Origin of the sequence: Bacillus sp. 2CMS4F, from assembly GCF_023161785.1 — a bacterium.
GTDB classification, from domain to species: domain Bacteria; phylum Bacillota; class Bacilli; order Bacillales; family Bacillaceae; genus Bacillus; species Bacillus halotolerans.
In genome coordinates, this window is sequence record NZ_JALNTO010000010.1 from 70,582 (window position 1) to 91,605 (window position 21,024).

Below are 21,024 nucleotides of genomic sequence, written 5' to 3' on the forward strand. Positions count from 1 at the left end.
ATACAAAAAGTAAGCCGCATAAAAAAAGAAGAGGCAGATTCCTCTCCTTTTTCATCACGTCCGTAATTTTGGGCATAGTCCCATCGGCAGGCACATCGGCTTCTGGTCGATCGGGCTTCTCATGATGCAGCATTCCAAGCCGAAGACTTCCCGGAAAAACGGCTGGGTGAAGACGTCTTCCGGCGTTCCGGCATTGTAGATTTTTCCGTCCAATACGCTGATCAGATAGTCAGCATATTGAGCGGCTTGGTTTAAGTCGTGAAGCACCATGACAACTGTTCGTCCATGATCCCGGTTCAGCTTTTTCAGGAGCTCCAGCACCTCAATTTGGTGAGAAATGTCCAAGTAAGTGGTCGGTTCATCGAGCAAAAGCAAATCAGTGCCTTGTGCAAGCGCCATGGAAATCCAGGCTCTTTGTCTTTGACCGCCTGAAAGGGCATCAAGTGTCCGATCCTTCAGCTCATTCATCCCGGTTGCGTCAAGCGCCCACTCTACCATATCGTGATCCTCTTGCGTATGCTTGGATAACAGTTTTTTATGAGGATGTCTGCCAAAATAGCATAGTTCCTGTACCGTCAATCCTTCAGGCGCTTGAGGAGACTGAGGAAGAATCGCCAGCTTTTTAGCCACTTCTTTGGACGGCTGGCGATGAATATCTTTTCCTTCTAATAGGACCGTGCCGCTTTTTGGGGCCATCAGCCTGGCAAGCGATTTGAGGATTGTTGATTTTCCGCAGCCGTTGGCGCCGATGAGCACAGTGATTTTTCCTTCTTCAATCTTTAAATCGACTCCGTCAATAATCACTGTGCTGTCATATGAAAGAGTGAGCTGGTCTGCAGCCAGTTTTCCCATGGTATCCTCTCCCTACTGTTTCCTCGCTTCGAATTTCAATAAATATAAAAAATAAGGCGCGCCGATCACAGCTGTCAATATTCCGGCGGGTATCTCAACCGGAGGCATGATGCCGCGTCCTAATGTATCTGCGATTAGTAATATAATAGCACCGATTAATGCTGATGCAGGCAGTAAATATTTAGCTTTTTCTCCGGCAAGCCTTCTGGCGATATGCGGCGCAAGCAGCCCGATAAAACCGATTGATCCGACGACAGCTACACAGCTCCCCGCCAGTGCAACTGCGGTGAAAATCAGGATGAATCTCAGCCTGTTTGCGTTTTCGCCGAGACCCTGCGCTAACTCATCTCCGAGTGACATCAGATCCAGCTTCGGAATGAGGATGCAGACAATCGGCAAAAGGACAAGAAGCCATGGTGCAAGGAGCTTGACTTCTTCCCAGTTTCTCCCCCAGAGGCTGCCTGTCAGCCAAATGAGCGCTGCATTGACGTCCCCCGGAAATTTGACCATCATATATTGCATGCCGGCGTGGCAGACCGCGCCTAAGGCAATGCCTGATAAAGCCAATGAAGAGGGCTGAATGTTTTTTTTGCGGGCTATCATTAATAATACTACAGCAATAATGGCTGCTCCGGCAAATGCGGAGAACGGCAGCACGTAGACCGGAGACTCAGGAAAAATGAGAATAACGGCCATGGCGGCCAGTCCGGACCCTTTTGAAATTCCGACAACGTCCGGAGACGCAAGGGGATTTCGGATGACACCCTGCAAAATGGCTCCGGCAGCGGCAAGCCCGGCGCCTGCCAGAATCGCCAGTATAATGCGGGGGAGCCGGTACTGCTGAATAATAAACTCGAAGGAATGATCCGCTCCTAACAGGTTCGTAACCACCGCATCAGGTGAAATATACAATGCCCCGAAGCCGATGCTGATCACGGACAGCACTAGCAAGATGACAGCCAATATGAGGATGGCCAGCAAGGGGCGTTTTTGTTTTCTGGTTGATTTCTTCATTTCAGATTTCGCCCTTTCCTTGCTAAATATAAGAAAAATGGTGTTCCGATAATGGCGGTGACAATGCCGACCGGAGATTCATAAGGGAATGCAATCCATCTGGCCAGGACATCTGCGTACACCAATAAAATGGCGCCGAACAGTGCCGAAAACGGCAGCACATACTTGTAATTTTCTCCGATCAGCTTGCGGACGATATGCGGGACGAGCAGCCCGACAAAGCCGATTGGGCCGGCAACCGCCACAGAAGCGCCGGAAAGAATTAAAATGATAAAGCTGATCAGAATCCGCATGCCGTTCATGTTTTGCCCGAGTCCTTTTGCGGTTTCATCACCGAGACCGAGAACAGAAACGGGGCCTGAAAACATAAGGGCAAGTCCAATGCCGATGACAGAAAACGGGGCAATGGTCATGACGTCCTGCCAATTGCTGCCGTCAATCGCACCCGTCATCCAATACAGCACATCCTCTCCCGACTCATTTAAAATAATAATCGCCTGTGTCATGGAGGACAGGAACAAATGCACCGCCATTCCTGACAGCGCCAGTTTGACAGGTGTCATTCCGCCGGAAGAGGCAATCATATACACAATTGCGCCGCCTGCCGCCGCACCTGCAAAAGCGAACACAACCGAAGAGTAGGACGACGCCGGCAGAATGACGAGAGAAGCAACGACAAACAGCGATGCACCCGCATTCACACCGAAAATTTGAGGTGAAGCCAGAGGGTTTCTTGTCATGGCCTGCATCAGCGCCCCTGCTACAGCCAGGCTGGCGCCGACGAAAACGCCGATTAATGTGCGGGGGAGGCGAAGAGTAGAGATGATAAGCTGTTCTTTTGATCCGTCCCATACAAAAAGATATGTCAAAGCATCAATGATGCCGATGTCTGAGGCGCCTACTGAGAGATTCAGCCCAAGCCCGAAAATAAGGATGATCAGTGCAATGATAAAAACCATCGATCTTGATGATGAGCGCCGTTTGGCTGAGTAATACAACAGTCTCACTTCCTTGCTGCGTCTGTTTGCAAAAACGAAGAAGCAAGGATTCTCCTCGCTTCTCTTTTGTCCTACTTATTATACACTTTTTTGAGCACGTCTTTGGCGCTTGTTTCACTGGACTTGATTCCTCTGAATCTTGTCCAAATGTCGCGGTCTGCATCGTAGATTTGTCCGTTTTTCACCGCTTTTAGATTTTTCCAGAGCGGATTCTTTTTCCACTCATCTACGATTGTTTTACCCTCGTTGGCTGAAATAAACAAAATATCTGGATCGATTTTGCTTAACTGCTCGAGGCTGACCTCTTGATACGCGTTATCTGACTTCACGGCGTGCGTAAAGCCGAGCATGCTGAAGATTTCTCCGTCATAAGAAGATGACGTATGAAGCTGGAAGGAATCGGCTCTTGCCACGCCGAGAACGATGCTGCGGTCTTCATCTTTCGGAAGCTCCGCTTTCAGATCGTCAATGACCTTTGTATGGTCTGCGAGTTTTTCTTTTCCTTCTTTTTCTTTATTTAATGCTTTAGAAATGGTTTTGAAGCTGTCCGTTGTTTCATCATAAGTCGCTTCCCGGCTTTTCAATTCAATGGTCGGTGCGATTTGTTTCAGCTGTTTGTAAATGTTTTTATGGCGTTCAGCGTCAGCGATGATTAAATCAGGCTTCAAGGAGCTGATGACCTCAAGATTCGGTTCGCTTCGCGTGCCTACGGATGTATAATCAATCGGGCTGCCGACCAGCTTTTGAATCATGTCTTTTTTGTTGTCATCGGCTATGCCTACCGGCGTGATGCCGAGATTGTAAACAGCATCCAGGAATGATAGCTCAAGCACAACGACTTTTTTAGGCGTGCCGGTCACTGTTGTTTTTCCGTCTTCGTGCTGAATGACTCTTGAATCCTTAGATTTGCTTCCGGCTTTGCTGCCGCTGTTATCCTGACTTGATGAACAGCCGGATATAATGAAACAAGCGATTAATAAAACACTGATGATGGCAATAAACTTGTTAGGATAGGTGCGCATTGTTTTCTTCCTTTTTTCTGAATTTAATAATGAGAATCATTATCACAAATAAACACTATAATAGCATGGCTTCCTATGTCAATATTTTTTAAATAAAGAAATAGAAGTCCGCTGCTTTATGTTTTTTTGATGTATGGGTCATATGGCACAAATAAATCGTACACAGCATCGCCGTGTCTGTGGGATAAAAACGAACTGGCGTTGGCTTTAGAGGCTTCAAGCATATCTCTGCTGACATGGGGAAGAAGAACGCTGAGATAGCCGGACAATTTTCTTTCGATTTCTTCAGAGAGCGCAAATTCAATGTCTCCGATATTCATGACAATAGAGAAAACAAAGTCAATATCGATGTGAAATGTTTCTTCGGCAAAGATGGCAAGCTGGTGAATGCCGGCTGAATAGCCGACACGCTGATGGAAGACCTGTTTTACTAAATCACTCACAACCCACGCATTGTATTGCTGTTCTGGTGAAAAGTATTGCATTGGACATACCTCCTGCTTGTACGGATAAAAATGGCGAATCATGTTCGGACGCTCCGTGCAGCGGTTTTGATTTTGACTATTCTGAAAATACTCTCGTTCTATCACTTTACCATGGTTAGAAATTAAATATCTACTACCATTCTTCCTGTTTTTGTGCCCAATGCTCCGGATGCTGTTTCATAGAAAACGGATCGGGTATGAATATAACATAGACATGATGAAGGAGGAATTGGATATGAAACCAGTTGTAAGAGAGTATACAAACGACGAACAGCTCATGAAGGATGTAGAAGAATTACAGCAAATGGGTGTCGCAAAAGAGGATGTATACGTCTTAGCTCACGACGATGACAGAACGGAACGACTGGCAGACAACACGAATGCCAACACGATCGGAGCCAAAGAAACAGGTTTCAAACATGCGGTAGGGAACATATTTAATAAAAAAGGAGACGAGCTTCGCAATAAAATCCACGAAATCGGTTTTTCAGAAGACGAAGCGGCTCAGTTTGAAAAACGGCTCGATGAAGGGAAAGTGCTTCTCTTTGTGACAGACAACGAAAAAGTAAAATCTTGGGCATAATGCAGGAATGTAACCCCAAAAGGCGATTATCGTCCTTTTGGGGTTTTTTATATTTGCGGTTTTTGCGGTGTTTTTTTGCAGGATGCCGCAATAAAAAGCGGTACATTTTCGGTTATGAATGCCCATGAATTTGCTATTATGTTTTTTGTAGAATATGGAACAAATTCTCACAAAATAGAAAATGGGGGTTCATACTGAATGAAAAAAGTGATGTTAGCCACGGCTTTGTTATTAGGCTTGACTCCGGTTGGGGCGAACGCAGCGGATTTGGGCCATCAGACGTTAGGGTCAAATGATGGCTGGGGAGCATACTCGACCGGCACGACAGGCGGATCAAAAGCCTCATCATCCCACGTGTATACAGTCAGCAACAGAAATCAGCTCGTTTCGGCTTTGGGCAAGGACACCAATACAACGCCAAAAATCATTTATATCAAGGGAACGATTGACATGAATGTCGATGACAATCTGAAGCCGCTTGGTCTGAATGATTATAAAGATCCAGAGTACGATTTGAATAAATATTTGAAAGCCTATGACCCAAGCACATGGGGTAAAAAAGAGCCATCCGGAACACAGGAAGAGGCCAGAGCACGCTCACAGAAAAACCAAAAGGCACGCGTGATGGTGGATATCCCTGCAAATACGACGATCGTCGGTTCAGGGTCAAATGCTAAAGTTCTGGGCGGAAACTTCCAGATCAAGAGTGATAACGTCATTATCCGCAATATCGAATTCCAAGACGCATATGACTATTTCCCTCAATGGGACCCGACTGACGGAAGTTCAGGAAACTGGAACTCACAATATGACAACATCACAATAAACGGCGGTACACATGTATGGATCGATCACTGTACATTTAATGACGGTTCCCGTCCAGACAGCACCTCTCCAAAGTATTTTGGAAGAGAATATCAGCACCATGACGGCCAAACTGATGCCTCTAACGGCGCTAACTACATTACAATGTCTTATAACTTCTATCACGATCATGATAAAAGCTCCATTTTCGGATCAAGCGACAGCAAAACTTCCGATGACGGCAAATTAAAAATCACACTGCATCATAACCGCTACAAAAATATCGTTCAGCGAGCACCGAGAGTCCGTTTTGGACAGGTACACGTTTACAACAACTATTATGAAGGCAATAAAAACTCATCAGATTATGCCTTTAGCTATGCGTGGGGAATCGGAAAATCATCTAAAATTTATGCACAAAACAATGCCATTGACGTTCCGGGATTGACTGCTGCTAAAACGATCAGCGTATTCAGCGGGGGAACGGCTTTATATGATTCCGGCACATTACTGAACGGTACGCAGATCAACGCATCGGCTGCAAACGGGCTGAGCTCTTCTGTCGGATGGACACCATCTCTGCACGGGTCAATTGATGCTTCCGCGAATGTGAAGTCAAGTGTTATATCTCAAGCGGGCGCGGGTAAACTAAATTAAGAAATGAAAAAAACACAAAGGGCTGCTCACCTTTGTGTTTTTTAATTAATTAAAATGTTTATTAACTTAGTTAAGGAGTAGAATGAAAAAGGGGATCGGAAAACAAGTATATAGGAGGAGACCTATTTATGGCTTCAGAAAAAGACGCAGGAAAACAGTCAGCAGTAAAGCTTGTTCCATTGCTTATTACTGTCGCTGTGGGACTAATCATCTGGTTTATTCCCGCTCCGTCCGGACTTGAACCTAAAGCATGGCATTTGTTTGCGATTTTCGTCGCGACAATTATCGGCTTTATCTCCAAGCCCTTGCCAATGGGTGCAATTGCAATTTTTGCATTGGCGGTTACTGCATTAACTGGAACATTATCAATTGAGGATACATTAAGCGGATTCGGGAATAAGACCATCTGGCTTATCGTCATCGCATTCTTTATTTCCCGGGGATTTATCAAAACCGGGCTAGGTGCGAGAATTTCGTATGTATTCGTTCAGAAATTCGGGAAGAAAACCCTTGGACTTTCTTATTCACTGCTGTTCAGTGATTTAATATTATCACCTGCTATTCCAAGTAATACGGCGCGTGCAGGAGGCATTATATTTCCTATTATCAGATCATTATCCGAAACATTCGGATCAAGCCCGGCAGATGGAACAGAAAGAAAAATCGGTGCTTTCTTATTAAAAACCGGTTTTCAGGGAAACTTGATTACATCTGCTATGTTCCTGACGGCGATGGCGGCAAACCCGCTGATTGCCAAGCTGGCCCATGATGTCGCAGGGGTGGACTTAACATGGACAAGCTGGGCAATTGCCGCGATTGTGCCGGGACTTGTGAGCTTAATCATCACACCGCTTGTGATTTACAAGCTGTATCCGCCGGAAATTAAAGAAACACCGGACGCAGCGAAAATCGCAACCGAAAAACTGAAAGAAATGGGACCATTTAAAAAATCAGAGCTTTCCATGGTTATTGTGTTTCTTTTAGTGCTTGCTCTTTGGATTTTTGGCGGCAGCTTCAACATCGACGCAACCACAACCGCACTGATCGGATTGTCAGTTCTTTTATTATCACAGGTTCTGACTTGGGATGATATCAAGAAAGAACAGGGCGCTTGGGATACGCTCACTTGGTTTGCGGCGCTCGTTATGCTGGCCAACTTCCTGAATGAATTAGGCATGGTTTCTTGGTTCAGCAACGCCATGAAATCATCTGTATCAGGATTCTCTTGGATTGTGGCATTTTTCATTTTAATTGTTGTGTATTATTACTCTCACTACTTCTTTGCAAGTGCGACAGCCCACATCAGTGCGATGTATTCAGCATTTTTGGCTGTTGTCGTGGCAGCGGGCGCACCGCCGCTTTTAGCAGCGCTGAGCCTCGCATTCTTCAGCAATCTGTTCGGGTCAACAACCCACTACGGTTCTGGAGCGGCTCCGGTCTTTTTCGGAGCAGGCTACATTTCGCAAGGCAAATGGTGGTCTATCGGATTTATCCTGTCGATCGTTCATATTGTCACATGGCTCGTGATCGGCGGATTATGGTGGAAATTATTAGGGATATGGTAGAAAGAAAAAAGGCAGACGCGGTCTGCCTTTTTTTATGTTTGATCACATTACTTTAGGGCGTGAGCAACAGATGATGAGGTGGTTTATAAATGAAGCAAATGGAATTTTCATTTAGATGCTGTTTCATCTTTTTTGCGCCTTTATGACATATTGATAGGCTCTGGCTTCCTCCTCGAAATCTGCATGGTGAATTCCCATGTTTGCTTTGACATGTGCCAGTTTGCTGATCATTTTTTCATAATAGTGAGTCGTAAAGGAAATAGGATCGATTTGGCTGACCTTGTAACCTGTTTCATGAAACATCTTCTTCATTTCCTGCAAGGTGAAAAAACGGAAGTGTGTTTTATCGAGCAGCCCAGCCTGTGTATACGTCCATTTGCCGGTTAGCAGACTTTCAAAAATTGAGATATGCCCGATATTCGGAATACTTGCCAAAATGCTCCCTGTTTCTTTTACGTAAGGATTTATGTTAGCTAACACTGCCCAAGGGTCTATTAAGTGCTCCAATACATCGCCGAAGATGACGTGATCAAATGTGTTTTTTTCAAAAGGCAGCTTCAATGTTTCGATGTCTCCTGTTATCACTTCGTCAATGTGATGAACGGCTTTTTCGGCAGCTGGCGGATATGATTCGACCCCAAAATAGGAGCAATTCATTTTTTCCTTAACAGCTGCGCCAAACAGGCCTTCGGCGCATCCGACCTCAAGAATGGTTTTCGCATGGGGTTCTACCAGGTCAAACAGCTGCCAGTTGATGCTTTTGTAATACTCTTTATCTTTTCGCTCATATTCTTTCATAGAATCAGCAAGTGACCTTTTATTGATTTCCATGATGTTCACCTCCGGGGCCAGCCTGCTGCTGCAGGACCTCTTCAAAGTATGTTTTGTTGGCAAGCATTCTTGAATCATGAGGACGGTATTGTAAAGCCGATTCATTATGCTGATAGGCAAGCTGATGCTGGCCAAGCTTATCGTAGCAGACGGCTAATTGTAAGTGAGGCAGCCAGGTGGCGCAGGCGCGGTTTTGAAAAGCCAAGCTTTCTGAGCCTCTATTTTCTATTGCTTTTTCATACCAATAGACAGCGGTTTGGACATCGTTTTTTTCTAAAAAAGAGAATCCCAATCTGCAGCACGTTTCTGCTCTGGGAGGTCCGTAGACGAGCGTGTGGAGCACCCAGTTTAATTCTTTTTCCTTCAGTCCCAATGAATGATAGCAATCTGCCAATTTATCGCATGCTCTGATATTATCCTCAACCCATCCCTGCTTTGTTTTCAAAAAACGCAAATAGTATTCTATCGCTTTTTCTATTTTTCCGTGATCACACAGCTCGTTCGCATAGTAAAATAAATCTCTTGGCGAAAAATTCTTTCCTGACGAGGCCATGTTTTCATAAATTCGCAGATTTCGGTCAGCGTCATGACTAAGAGGCATGTGAGAAACCGCTGTGTCACTGTGATGGAGATTTCCGTACACCTCTAAATATTCATGAACCGCGCCGATCCACTTAAAGCCCTTTTCCCGTTTTACGAGCCGGTATCTTCTTAAGCTGGATGTGACGTTGTTTTCTTCATCAAACGCCAGGTGATAGTTCATTGATACCGCGTCAATATGCGGATCAAGCGTTCTTTTTAAATCCAAGAACAGTTCTTGATCCTTCTCGGTAAACACATCATCGGCATCAAGCCATAAAATATAGTCAGCTGTTGCCTGCTGAAACGAAAAATTACGGGCGGCCGCAAAATCGTCTATCCATTCAAAATCAAAGATACGGTCTGTATAACGGGCAGCGATGTCTTTCGTCTGATCAGCTGAGCCGGTATCCACAATGTTCATTTCATCAGCAATCCTGCGCACAGAATCTAAGCAGCGGCCGATAACGGCTTCCTCATTTTTCACAATCATACATAGGCTGATCGAAATCATATCGCCACCTCCGCTTCAGGTTTTTTCCTCATTGCATGGACAAACATGTAATCAATCTGAGCATGTTTTGACAAGTGATCCAAAGGCAAATCAAATTGCCCGGCAAGATATTCAACTTCTTGTAAAAACAGCTGTATGTTCGATTCAGGAACGGCTAAATGGGAGGTTGATTTTATGTCATAAAGGTGTTCGGGAAATAGTGTGTTTACGTTTTGAGGCGTGATGAAATGTGTGTGTGCCGGTGTTCCGCATAATAAAGAAAAAAACGTGTCTGCATAAGCTGCATTCGGGATACTGCAAATCAATGAGCCTGAAGGCTTTAGATAAACGGCAAGAGCCTCAATCGTTCGCCGGGGATGCATCGAGCAGCTCAAAAGGTCTCCTATCAAAATGGCATCGAAAAAAGCCTCAGGGTAAGGTAGGCCGCATGTTTCCGTATCTGCTGACATGTCTTGTTCATAATAGGCGCTTGCCATTGTACGTAGCAGCGCATTTTCTTCAATGCCGTACAATGTACAGGTTTGCCGGTTCAACAGCTCTGCACCCGCAGCACCCGCGCCGCAGCCGATATGCAGGATGGAGCGGGCTTTTGAAGGCACAAGGGCTGTCAGCTCTGGCTGGGGATCAATAAAAGCCGTCACATCGTGCTTCCATTTATCTATAAAGGTTTGGCGGTTGACCTGATATAATCGGCTGATGCTTAAATCCGGATTGCCGGAAAACGTGGCATGCCCGTGATGATGCACAAACGAGTCAAGGGCGATTTTCAGCTGATATCCGGCCTGCAGAGCGCGAAGGCACAAATCATCGTCCTCAAATGAACCGCCTCCAAAACGCTCGTCAAAGCCGCCGATTTTGTCCAGCACCTCTTTTTTGACAAGAAGGCAAAATCCGACCAGCCTTAAAACGCTTCTTGATTTGCTCCGCTGCTGCATGCAATGGCGCCGTGAAAAAGCTTCGATTCCTTCTAAGCTGGTGTAGTCAACTGAGATTTGCTGAGGCCCGCTGACATAATTGCTTACAGGCCCGACCATGCCGGTTTTATCATCTTGATAAAGCAGCTTGATCATCGGCTCCAGCCAATGACTTGTCACAACAGTATCATTGTTTAAAAAAAGAACATTGTCCCCCGAAGCGGCCTCAAGGCCCTGATTGCAGGCTTTCGCAAACCCTTCGTTTGTTTCATTAAAAATTGTTTTGATTGAAGGAATCTGTTTGAGGTAGTCCTGTGTCCCGTCATCTACAACAATCACTTCTATACAGCCATCATCGGTATGCGTCCATATGCTCTCCAAGCATTGTTTTGTTAACGCCAATTGATTATAAGTCAGCACAATAAGACTCGTTTTCACCATACACTCCCGCCCTTCCCCATATCACTCAGATACTATATGTATATTGAAATGTTCAGATGGAATGATTCCTTCATGAAAAAAGGAAACATCTTGATCTGAATAATAGATCCTGATCACCAAAGAAATGGATTTTGAAAAATAAGAAAATGACCGGGCGAAAAATGGTATGATCTAGGTAGAAAGGACGGCTGGTGCTGTGGTGAAAAAGCGATTCCATTTTTCTCTGCAAACAAAAATAATGGGGTTGATTGCGGCGCTGCTGATCTTTGTGATTGGCGTGCTGACAGTCACGTTTGCCGTTCAGCAAACAAAAGAAGGGCGAAAACAGGCAGAGCAGCTGGCGGTACAGACGGCGAGAACGATTTCCTATATGCCGCCGGCAAAGGAGCTTATCGTGTCGAAAGGCGGGCAAGCTGCCGAGGCGCAGGAGGTCATTGAACAAATGAAAGAACAGACCGGCGCTTATGCGATTTATGTGCTTGATGAAAAGGGAATGGTCCGAACCGCCTCGGACAATAGCGGAAATAAGCATCTGACGAGAAGCAGAGAAATCCTGTTTGGAGGCTCTCACGTCTCAGAGACAAAAGCGGATGGACAAAGGGTGATCCGTGGGAGCGCACCGATTATCGAGGAACAACAGGGGCGCAGCCAAGTGATCGGCAGCGTGTCCGTTGATTTTCTGCAAACCAAGACAGAGCAAGGCATCAAGAAACATCTGCGAGACTTAAGCTTCATGGCTGTCCTCGTGCTGCTGCTTGGATTTGCCGGTGCCGCCGCGCTTGCCAAAAGCATCAGAAAGGATACGCTTGGCCTTGAACCGCACGAAATTGCCTCTCTCTATCGGGAGCGGAATGCGATGCTGCGGGCGATTAAGGAAGGGATTATCGCCACCAATCGTGATGGCATTGTAACGATGATGAACGTATCGGCGGCTGAGATGCTTAAGCTTCCCGAGCCTGTAATGAACGTGCCTGTTGATGACGTGATGCCGGGAGCAGAACTGATGTCTGTGCTTGAGCAGGAAGAAATGCCGCCGAATCAGGAGGTATGCGTCAACGATCAAGTCTTTATTATCAATACAAAAGTCATGACACAAGGCGGACAGGCGTATGGAATTGTTATCAGCTTCAGAGAAAAAACAGAACTGAAAAAGCTGATTGACACGCTGACAGAGGTACGAAAATACTCAGAGGACCTGCGCGCCCAGACTCATGAATTTTCTAATAAGCTATACGCGATTTTAGGGCTGCTTGAGCTTGGTGAATATGAGGAAGCGATTGAATTGATTAAAGAGGAATACGCCATCCAAAATGAACAGCATGATATTTTATTCCAAAATATTCATTCGCAGCAGGTGCAGGCGATTTTGTTAGGAAAGATGAGCAAAGCATCGGAAAAAAAGGTGAAGCTGTCGATCGATGACAACAGCACACTTGGGCCTCTTCCTCCTCATGTCGGCTTGTCCCATCTCATTACAATTATCGGCAATTTGATTGATAACGCTTTCGAAGCTGTAGCGGATCAAAGCGTACAGGAGGTTTCATGTTTTATTACAGATATCGGACGGGATATTGTTATCGAAGTATCCGATACGGGACTGGGAGTGCCGCCTGATAAAATGGAGGCGGTGTTTGAAAGAGGCTACTCTTCAAAGGGGATGAAGAGAGGCTACGGACTCGCCAACGTAAAAGAGTCAGTGCGTGAGCTGGGAGGCTGGATCGAGCTGGCAAATCAAAAAAGCGAGGGAGCGGTATTTACTGTTTTTATACCGAAGGAGAAACAGACAAAGGGGGAATCCATTTGATTCACATCGTGATTGCGGAGGATGATTTTCGGGTTGCGCAAATTCATGAGAGATTGATTCAACAGCTTGATGGATTCAGCATTATCGGCAAAGCGGGCAATGCCAAAGAGACAATGTTGCTTTTGGAGACACATAAAACTGATTTGCTGCTATTGGATATTTATATGCCGGACGAGCTCGGAACAGCATTGATTCCAGAGATACGGAGACGGTTTCCGGAAGTGGATATTATGATCATCACAGCCGCAACGGAAACCCGCCACTTACAGGAAGCGCTGCGGGCGGGGATCGCAAACTATTTGATAAAGCCTGTAACGGCTGACAAGTTCAAACAGGTGCTGCTCCAGTATAAAGAAAAAAGGCAGGTGCTGCTGTCTCAGCCGGAGGTCAGCCAATCCATGATTGACCATATTTTTGGGGGCAGCTCTAAGGGAGCTGTCACTGCGGAGGATTTGCCGACAGGGATTAATCCGATCACGCTGAAAAAAATTAAAGAGGCGCTGTGTACTGCCGCGGGAGGAATGACAGCGGAAGAACTGGGAGAAGCAATGGGTGCGTCACGAACAACAGCCCGCCGCTATGCCGAGTATCTTGTGTCTAAGGAAGAAGCGCGAGCCGAGCTGGAGTACGGGATTATCGGCAGACCGGAGAGAAAATATTATTTGGCGGCTGAATAGCGATGAAAAAATGTGTGATCCTATTCATTTGTCTATTGGTCTTCATGCAAGGTGACATCCGGAAGGCGGCCGCTCCACGTCTGCCGGACGGGCCGGTTGAGATCGTTGTGCCTGCCGAGCCTTCCGGGGGCTGGGATGTAACGGCGCAGGCGATTCAATCCGTGCTCAGGCAAAAACAGCTGATGAAAGGCGGGATTCATATTGTGTATAAGCCTGGGAGCGGAGGCGATAAAGGCTGGAAATATGTCAACCAAAGCGGCAGGAAGACTATCAGTATGATGTCCAGTTTAATCCTGAGCAATTACCTGCTCGGACAAAGTAAATTAAAAACTGATGATTTTACGCCGCTGGCGATTCTCGCTAAGGAATGGCAGACTGTTGCCATTCCGAAAGGATCGGAGCTGAAAAGCGGAAAGGATGTGCTGAAAGAGATCAAGAAGCATCCTGGCAAAGTCAAAATCGGTTTTTCTCCGGGGCTTGGCAATGACGATCAGCTCTCGTTCGTCAGAGCCGCTGATATGTACGGGATTGACCCTTTTGACATTGAGTTTTTACAGTTTGACAGCAGTGAAGAATTGATCCAGGCGCTTATCAGGCATGAGATAGAAGCAGCTTCCATGACTGTTTCAGAAGCCAAGCCGTACGAGCGAAACGGCGAGATTACATTAGCCGCCGTCACGTCAGATAAAAGGCTGCCCGGTTTTCCAAAAGTGCCGACGTGGAAAGAGCAGGGCATTCCGTTTGTCTTCTCTCATTGGAGAGGGGTGCTGGGACCGAAAAACATGTCTGAGGAAGAGATTTCTTACTGGGACCAAGCATTAAAAAAGGTGACATCCTCGCCCGAATGGAAGCAGAAAATAAACGAGCAGGACTGGGAGAGCTTTTATTTAAACAGCAAGGAAACGAAACGGTTTCTTGAAGAACAATCAGCGTTTTATCAAACCATCATGACAGGCAATTAAGCAAAAAGTATTCTGCCGTAGGCGGAATGCTTTTTTTGTGTTTAGAAATGACCAAAAAGAACAAAACGGTTTTAAAAAATTAAAAATACAAAAAAACCAAATTATTTACTTGAGACCATTTTTCTCATACGATGACAAAAAGGCAAAAGGGGAATAGGGGATAAAATGTAAGCGGATTCATTTAAAGGGGGAATGAATGTGTTAGCAATCTTAGGATTTCTTATGATGCTTGTGTTTATGGTACTGATCATGACAAAACGGCTTTCTGTCCTGACGGCATTGGTTTTGACGCCGATTGTGTTTGCGCTGATAGCCGGTTTCGGGTTCACTGAAGTTGGCGATATGATGATCTCGGGGATTCAGCAGGTGGCGCCGACGGCTGTTATGATTATGTTTGCGATTTTATATTTTGGAATCATGATTGACACTGGGCTTTTTGATCCGATGGTTGCCAAAATATTAAATATGGTCAAAGGCGATCCGTTAAAAATTGTTGTCGGGACAGCGGTTCTTACGATGCTTGTTGCATTGGATGGAGACGGTTCCACAACCTATATGATTACAACAAGCGCGATGCTTCCGCTCTATTTGCTGCTCGGCATCCGGCCAATTATATTGGCGGGAATCGCTGGAGTCGGCATGGGGATTATGAATACGATTCCGTGGGGAGGTGCGACGCCGCGGGCGGCGAGCGCGCTTGGGGTCGATCCCGCTGAGCTGACCGGGCCGATGATCCCTGTGATCGCGAGCGGAATGCTTTGTATGGTCGCAGTTGCGTATGTGCTGGGTAAAGCGGAGCGCAAACGACTCGGCGTGATTGAGCTGAAACAGCCGGCCGATGTCAACGAACCGGCCGCTGCGGTTGAAGATGAGTGGAAGCGGCCGAAGCTTTGGTGGTTTAACTTGTTATTAACGCTTTCATTAATAGGCTTTTTAGTATCAGGCAAAGTCAGTTTAACGGTGCTGTTTGTCATCGCATTCTGTATTGCACTCATTGTGAATTATCCGAACCTCGATCATCAGAGACAGCGTATTTCAGCACATTCAAGCTACGTGCTGGCCATTGGCTCCATGATCTTTGCAGCAGGCGTTTTTACGGGAATTTTAACAGGCACCAAAATGGTTGACGAAATGGCGATTTCGCTTGTGTCGATGATTCCTGAACAAATGGGCGGCTTGATCCCGGCGATTGTAGCCTTAACTAGCGGCATTTTCACATTTCTCATGCCGAATGACGCGTATTTTTACGGAGTGCTGCCGATTTTATCAGAAACGGCTGTCGCATACGGTGTTGATAAAGTCGAAATTGCCAGAGCCTCAATTATCGGGCAGCCGATTCATATGCTGAGCCCGCTTGTGCCATCTACACATTTGCTTGTCGGGCTTGTCGGAGTCTCCATTGACGATCATCAAAAATTCGCTTTGAAATGGGCGATTCTCGCCGTGATCGTCATGACGGTTACCGCTTTATTGATCGGTGCCATTTCGATTTCTGCATGATAATTCAGGCGGAATGACATACACTAACGGCATACAACGTACCGGAGGTGTCTTCATGAGTGATCCTTATATGCCGCTGACTTCAGTCAGAAGCGGGACTGGGTTCGAGGCCGCAAAGGGTGTACATGGTCTGACCGTGCAAATTGCGAATGTCTATTTTATTGAGTATCCTTCTGACCCTCATTCATTTATTTTAATAGATGCCGGCATGCCTCAATCAGCCGGCATGATTTTAAACGAAGCAAAACAAAGATTCGGTGATGACTATCACTTGAAGGCCATTATTCTGACACACGGGCACTTTGATCATATCGGGGCCATTGAAGAGATCCTTGAGCATTGGGATGTTCCTGTTTATGTTCATTCGCGGGAAATGCCTTTTGTGACCGGAAAAGAGGATTATCCGCCGGCGCGGCCAGACAGCAAAAGCGGGCTGGTTGCCAAGCTGTCGCCTCTGTTTCCGCGCCATTCGATCGATATTTCCTCTCATGTTCAAGCGCTGCCTGAAGACGGCACTGTTCCGTTTTTGGACGAGTGGATCTGGATCGCAACACCGGGCCACACACCGGGCCATATTTCATTATTCCGCGAGGACGGCCGTGTGCTTGTCGCCGGCGATGCGGTGATTACAGTTGAACAGGAAAAAATGGCTGACGTCTTCATTCAAAAACAGGAGCTTCACGGCCCGCCGGCTTATTTCACACCTGACACTGAGATGGCCGCCGAGTCCATTCAAAGACTTGCCGAACGAGAACCGGAAGCGCTGCTGACCGGGCACGGCATCCCAATGACAGGCAGAAACTTTCGCAGTGATTTAATGGAATTGGCCCATCATTTATCATCCCTTTGACACTCGCAAACGCGGGTGTTTTTTTATTTGTTTTTCCAAGAAGATGCAGAAAAATCATTTGTCTTCCCGCTCAAAAACGATACAATGAGAAGCATGAATGCGATTTGGAGGAGAGAGTTTGTTGGAAGATAAAGAAATACTCTGGAACGAAGCGAAAGCGTTTATTGCCAATTGCTATCAGGAACTCGGAAAGGAGGATGAAGTGCAAGACCGTCTCGATGACATTAAAAGTGAGATTGACCGGACTGGAAGCTATGTACATACAAAGGAAGAGCTGGCGCACGGGGCGAAAATGGCTTGGAGAAACAGCAACCGCTGCATCGGCAGACTGTTCTGGAATTCGCTGAATGTCATTGACAGACGTGACGTCCGGACAAAAGAAGAAGTACGGGACGCTCTGTTTCATCACATTGAAACCGCCACAAATAACGGGAAAATCAGGCCGACCATTACGATTTTCCCTCCGGAAGAGAAGGGCGAAAAGCAAGTCGAGATCTGGAATCATCAGCTGATCCGGTACGCAGGATATGAATCCGACGGAGAAAGAATTGGCGATCCTGCTTCCCGTTCTCTCACCGCAGCCTGTGAGCAGCTCGGCTGGCGCGGAGAGCGGACCGATTTTGATCTTCTTCCCCTTATTTTCCGCATGAAGGGTGACAAGCAGCCGGTCTGGTATGAACTGCCCCGCTCACTGGTGATAGAAGTTCCGCTGACCCACCCGGAATTCGAAGCGTTTTCTGACTTGAAGCTGCAATGGTACGGCGTGCCGATTATTGCGGATATGAGGCTTGAAGTCGGGGGCGTTCATTATAATGCTGCACCGTTTAACGGCTGGTATATGGGGACAGAGATCGGAGCAAGAAACCTGGCAGATGTGAAGCGGTACGACATGCTAAAAAAAGTGGCGTCCGTGATCGGCATCGCTGCTGATTACAATACAGATTTATGGAAGGATCAGGCGCTTGTTGAATTGAACAAAGCTGTCTTGCACTCGTATAAAAAGCACGGCGTCAGCATCGTGGATCATCACACGGCTGCAAGCCAGTTTAAACGGTTTGAAGAACAGGAGGAAGAAGCGGGCAGAAAGCTGACGGGTGACTGGACGTGGCTGATACCTCCGATTTCACCCGCCTCCACACATATTTTTCACCGATCTTATGACAATTCAATCGTCAAGCCGAATTACTTTTATCAGGATAAGCCTTACGAATAGACAATTGAAAACCGGTGATGGCCTTCAAGACTGCTGGATTCAGTGACAGAGATGCCGGTAACCTTTGAAAAGGGGCTGCCTTTCTTCACGGCCTCAAGAAATGATTGCAAGGCGTTTTCCGGCCCTTCGGCCAAAATCTCGACACGCCCGTCAGCACGGTTTTTGACCCAGCCGGTGAGTTTATGCTTATCGGCTTCCGCTTGAACAAAGTAGCGGAAACCGACACCTTGAACCCGGCCGTCTGCAACGATTCGATATTGAAGCATGTAAAAAACCACCTTTTCTTTTTATGATAATCAATCATTTTATATCCTGTAAAGGAGATGTGTTCATATGACATCAGCTCATTATTCAGTTCTTTCTCTTAATCTGGGAAAGCCGCAGACGCTTGAATATGACGGAAAGAAAATAGAGACCGGCATTATGAAGCGGCCGGCAGATTCCGCAGTGATGCTGTATCGGGAGAATTTTGAGGGAGACGGACAAGCGGATCTCATCAATCATGGCGGCCCTGATAAGGCTGTCTGTGTCTATCCGGCGGAGCACTATCCGTTTTGGGAGGAGTTTCTCTCAAGACCGCTCCCGAGCGCTGCGTTTGGTGAAAATCTCACGGTGCAAGGCCTGACAGAGGAGGACGTTTGCATAGGCGATGTCTTTCAGCTCGCTGACGCCGTTGTTCAGGTCAGCCAGCCGCGTCAGCCGTGTATAAAGCTTGCCAAAAAGTTCGGTGCAAAGGATATGGTGCTGAAAGTTCAGCAAACCGGATATACGGGGTTTTATTTTCGCGTGCTGGAAGAGGGCAGGGTTGCTCCGGGCGCCAAGCTCGACCTGCTGTCCAGAGGCGAAAAAGGCATATCCGTCCATTTCGCAAACCATATCAAATACCATGACACAAAAAATCTCGCCGCCATTGAACGGATTTTAAGTGAAGAAGCATTGTCGGAAAGCTGGAGATCTTCCTTTATCAAAAAACGGGACAGGCTGCTTCCGATTCAATAAAAAAGCCGCGCATCTAAACGTGCGCGGCTTTACCATGTCAGGATTGTTTTTTCTTTGTTTCAAGCAGGTTGGCAAGAAAATAGGTTTTATAGCTTTGAAGCTTTCTTCCTTCATGGTGCGTGATCCCCTGCTTTTTTAATTCTGCCACATACCAGCCTTTACTGCCGTAATGCATGTCAGAAAACTCCTTTCCCTATCTGATTGACCAAACGATTGGCATTGTAACATCTATCAAAAGATGCTGAAAAGAGATGCGGGAAAAACTGAGTCTTTCGCACTAGTGATGCGAACTTTCTTCCTGTATGTATATGCGGAGTAAACGCTGAATATGCTTTAATGCCCGGTGAGTTTCAGCACGACAATGCCAAGTGTCATGATGCTGAACACAATACCGATATATGTAAGCATCCCGTTTTTTTTCTTCACGCCGAAAACGGTCATGATGATGCCTTCAATGAAAAAGACGATTCCAAAAATAATAAACCACATGCGGACAATGGCTCCTTTCACAGACATTAATCCTAGTGTAGCATATCTGGATGGGCCGGGCTTGTGACAATATAAAGAAGCCGGGCATGCGCCCGGCTTAGGTATTTATTGTTTCTCAACCAATTTGACCAACAGCTGTGCCAAATGTTTTTTCTCATCATTATCCGCAACGCGCCAAAGCTCCTGCAGCAGCATTTCTTCACCGTTTTGCGGTTCTTCATGCTTTGCGAGGTAGTCTCCCAGGATCGCAGCGCTTTTGACAAGCTTGCCGTCATCTAATCCTAATTTTTTGCCCCGGTCAACTTGTTTTTTCAGGTAGTCTTTAAATTCTTCAAAGTCTTTTAAAATTTCTTCTTTTGTTGTTCCGTGCATTGCATTCATTTCGTTTTCAATTTGGATTTTTTCTTGATCTCTGTTCATTACAGTGCCTCCTCCTGCAGAATAGTGATGCTTTACCTGTAATAGGAGGAGGCTAAACATACGAAATGTGTTTTACAGCTTTGTCAGGATAATCGGCTCGTCTTTGGTGATGACGATGGTGTGCTCAACTTGGGCGACCATGCTTTTATCCGGCGTCTTAAAGGTCCAGCCGTCTCCAGCTTCGACGATGGTTTCCGCTTTTGTTGAAATGAATGGTTCAAGTGCGATCACTGTGCCGTTTTTGAAAAGCGCGTTATCAAATGGATCATAATAGTTCATGATGTGGTTCGGCGCTTCGTGAAGGCTTCTGCCGATTCCGTGGCCGGTCAGGGTTTTAATGACGGTAAATCCTTTAGAACGTGCTTCATGATAAACGGCTCTGCCGATCTGATTTTGGCGCTTGCCGGCTTTGGCCTGCTGCAGCCCTTTTTGGAAGGCATCTTCTGCGCATTGGCATAGCTTGTGAAGGCGTTCTTCTCCTTCACCGAGCACAAACGAGATGCCTGTATCGGAGTAGAAACCGCCGAATTCAGCAGAGATATCAATGTTCACAAGATCTCCGGCTTTTAAAATAGTGGATGTGCTTGGAATACCATGCGCCACTTCATCATTTACGCTGATGCATGTCACACCAGGAAAGTCGTATTCTTTTTGCGGAGCCGAAACAGCGCCATGCTCGTCAAGCACCGCTTTTCCGATAAGGTCAAGGTCTTTTGTACTCATGCCGGGCTCTGCCTTCCGTTTCATTTCTTCACGCGCCAGCGCTACAATTCTGCCGATTTTTTTCAGGCCTTCTAATTCTTGATCGTTTGTTACAATCATCTGTCATTCCCGCTTTCTTTTTAAATAAT

22 protein-coding genes and 1 pseudogene are annotated in these 21,024 nt (G+C 46.3%); 10 read left to right on the plus strand and 13 right to left on the minus strand.

What is annotated here, in order from left to right; genetic code table 11:
* Positions 1 to 54: 54 nt before the first annotated feature.
* From yfmF to MTN95_RS14580, 5 genes are all read right to left on the minus strand, one after another.
* Complete coding sequence (gene yfmF, locus MTN95_RS14560) at positions 55 to 852, minus strand: Fe(3+)-citrate ABC transporter ATP-binding protein YfmF (protein ID WP_010333352.1); 798 nt, start codon at positions 850 to 852, stop codon at positions 55 to 57.
* 12 nt (positions 853 to 864) lie between these two features.
* Complete coding sequence (gene yfmE / locus MTN95_RS14565) at positions 865 to 1,866, minus strand: FecCD family ABC transporter permease (protein ID WP_248338714.1); 1,002 nt, start codon at positions 1,864 to 1,866, stop codon at positions 865 to 867.
* Positions 1,863 to 2,864, minus strand: a complete 1,002-nt coding sequence (gene fecD / locus MTN95_RS14570; RefSeq protein WP_248338716.1) for a FecCD family ABC transporter permease — start codon at positions 2,862 to 2,864, stop codon at positions 1,863 to 1,865. Before fecD ends, yfmE begins: the two co-directional genes overlap by 4 nt.
* Positions 2,865 to 2,935: 71 nt before the next feature.
* Positions 2,936 to 3,886 (minus strand): Fe(3+)-citrate ABC transporter substrate-binding protein YfmC, encoded by a 951-nt coding sequence (locus MTN95_RS14575; RefSeq protein WP_248338719.1) that lies wholly within the window; start codon positions 3,884 to 3,886, stop codon positions 2,936 to 2,938.
* A gap of 116 nt (positions 3,887 to 4,002) precedes the next feature.
* Positions 4,003 to 4,371 (minus strand): DUF3212 family protein, encoded by a 369-nt coding sequence (locus MTN95_RS14580; RefSeq protein ID WP_024120548.1) that lies wholly within the window; start codon positions 4,369 to 4,371, stop codon positions 4,003 to 4,005.
* Between the two features lie 235 nt (positions 4,372 to 4,606).
* On the opposite strand from MTN95_RS14580, the gene MTN95_RS14585 reads away from it, so the two are divergent.
* The 3 genes from MTN95_RS14585 (at position 4,607) to MTN95_RS14595 (ending at position 7,980) form a co-directional block, all read left to right on the plus strand.
* On the plus strand, positions 4,607 to 4,954 hold the full coding sequence (locus tag MTN95_RS14585) for a YflT domain-containing protein (protein ID WP_024120550.1): 348 nt from the start codon (positions 4,607 to 4,609) through the stop codon (positions 4,952 to 4,954).
* 198 nt (positions 4,955 to 5,152) lie between these two features.
* A complete protein-coding gene (locus tag MTN95_RS14590; RefSeq protein ID WP_103672169.1) occupies positions 5,153 to 6,415 on the plus strand; it encodes a pectate lyase in 1,263 nt (420 codons plus the stop codon).
* Positions 6,416 to 6,543: 128 nt separating this feature from the next.
* Complete coding sequence (locus tag MTN95_RS14595; protein WP_248338722.1) at positions 6,544 to 7,980, plus strand: anion permease; 1,437 nt, start codon at positions 6,544 to 6,546, stop codon at positions 7,978 to 7,980.
* Between the two features lie 123 nt (positions 7,981 to 8,103).
* On the opposite strand, the gene MTN95_RS14600 is transcribed toward MTN95_RS14595, so the two are convergent.
* Genes MTN95_RS14600 through MTN95_RS14610 form a run of 3 tightly spaced genes read right to left on the minus strand, consistent with a single transcriptional unit; the run spans position 8,104 to position 11,259 of the window.
* Complete coding sequence (locus MTN95_RS14600) at positions 8,104 to 8,811, minus strand: class I SAM-dependent methyltransferase (RefSeq protein WP_105954810.1); 708 nt, start codon at positions 8,809 to 8,811, stop codon at positions 8,104 to 8,106.
* Positions 8,798 to 9,904, minus strand: coding sequence for a tetratricopeptide repeat-containing glycosyltransferase family 2 protein (locus MTN95_RS14605; protein ID WP_248338724.1), 1,107 nt, complete (start codon positions 9,902 to 9,904; stop codon positions 8,798 to 8,800). The genes MTN95_RS14600 and MTN95_RS14605 overlap by 14 nt, the downstream gene beginning before the upstream one ends.
* Positions 9,901 to 11,259: a glycosyltransferase gene (locus MTN95_RS14610; protein WP_248338726.1), complete on the minus strand. Its 1,359-nt coding sequence runs from the start codon at positions 11,257 to 11,259 to the stop codon at positions 9,901 to 9,903. Before MTN95_RS14610 ends, MTN95_RS14605 begins: the two co-directional genes overlap by 4 nt.
* Positions 11,260 to 11,455: 196 nt before the next feature.
* On the opposite strand from MTN95_RS14610, the pseudogene MTN95_RS14615 reads away from it, so the two are divergent.
* The 6 genes and pseudogenes from MTN95_RS14615 (at position 11,456) to nosA (ending at position 18,265) form a co-directional block, all read left to right on the plus strand.
* Positions 11,456 to 13,088 (plus strand): annotated as a pseudogene (locus tag MTN95_RS14615) (sensor histidine kinase).
* The gene (locus MTN95_RS14620; protein ID WP_059293850.1) at positions 13,060 to 13,740 is read left to right on the plus strand and encodes a response regulator; all 681 of its coding nucleotides are present in this window, start codon (positions 13,060 to 13,062) and stop codon (positions 13,738 to 13,740) included. Before MTN95_RS14615 ends, MTN95_RS14620 begins: the two are co-directional and overlap by 29 nt.
* 2 nt (positions 13,741 to 13,742) lie before the next feature.
* Positions 13,743 to 14,702, plus strand: a complete 960-nt coding sequence (locus MTN95_RS14625; protein ID WP_105954815.1) for a tripartite tricarboxylate transporter substrate binding protein — start codon at positions 13,743 to 13,745, stop codon at positions 14,700 to 14,702.
* Between the two features lie 198 nt (positions 14,703 to 14,900).
* Positions 14,901 to 16,202, plus strand: a complete 1,302-nt coding sequence (gene citM, locus MTN95_RS14630; protein ID WP_248338728.1) for an Mg(2+)/citrate complex secondary transporter CitM — start codon at positions 14,901 to 14,903, stop codon at positions 16,200 to 16,202.
* A gap of 55 nt (positions 16,203 to 16,257) precedes the next feature.
* Positions 16,258 to 17,052: an MBL fold metallo-hydrolase gene (locus tag MTN95_RS14635; RefSeq protein WP_248338730.1), complete on the plus strand. Its 795-nt coding sequence runs from the start codon at positions 16,258 to 16,260 to the stop codon at positions 17,050 to 17,052.
* Positions 17,053 to 17,173: 121 nt separating this feature from the next.
* A complete protein-coding gene (nosA, locus tag MTN95_RS14640; protein WP_059293846.1) occupies positions 17,174 to 18,265 on the plus strand; it encodes a nitric oxide synthase in 1,092 nt (363 codons plus the stop codon).
* Here the strand turns inward: nosA and MTN95_RS14645 are convergent.
* Entirely contained in the window at positions 18,256 to 18,531 is a 276-nt protein-coding gene (locus MTN95_RS14645; protein ID WP_059293845.1) for an acylphosphatase, read from the minus strand. The genes nosA and MTN95_RS14645 overlap by 10 nt on opposite strands.
* Positions 18,532 to 18,598: 67 nt before the next feature.
* On the opposite strand from MTN95_RS14645, the gene MTN95_RS14650 reads away from it, so the two are divergent.
* Positions 18,599 to 19,264: an MOSC domain-containing protein gene (locus MTN95_RS14650; protein ID WP_248338732.1), complete on the plus strand. Its 666-nt coding sequence runs from the start codon at positions 18,599 to 18,601 to the stop codon at positions 19,262 to 19,264.
* A gap of 37 nt (positions 19,265 to 19,301) precedes the next feature.
* Here the strand turns inward: MTN95_RS14650 and MTN95_RS14655 are convergent, their stop codons facing one another.
* The 4 genes from MTN95_RS14655 to map form a co-directional block, all read right to left on the minus strand.
* Entirely contained in the window at positions 19,302 to 19,439 is a 138-nt protein-coding gene (locus tag MTN95_RS14655; RefSeq protein ID WP_003239885.1) for a YflJ family protein, read from the minus strand.
* A gap of 158 nt (positions 19,440 to 19,597) precedes the next feature.
* On the minus strand, positions 19,598 to 19,753 hold the full coding sequence (locus MTN95_RS14660) for a hypothetical protein (protein ID WP_010333377.1): 156 nt from the start codon (positions 19,751 to 19,753) through the stop codon (positions 19,598 to 19,600).
* A gap of 105 nt (positions 19,754 to 19,858) precedes the next feature.
* Positions 19,859 to 20,173: a DUF3243 domain-containing protein gene (locus MTN95_RS14665; protein WP_059293843.1), complete on the minus strand. Its 315-nt coding sequence runs from the start codon at positions 20,171 to 20,173 to the stop codon at positions 19,859 to 19,861.
* 72 nt (positions 20,174 to 20,245) lie between these two features.
* Positions 20,246 to 20,995, minus strand: coding sequence for a type I methionyl aminopeptidase (gene map, locus MTN95_RS14670; protein ID WP_024120572.1), 750 nt, complete (start codon positions 20,993 to 20,995; stop codon positions 20,246 to 20,248).
* Positions 20,996 to 21,024: the final 29 nt, after the last annotated feature.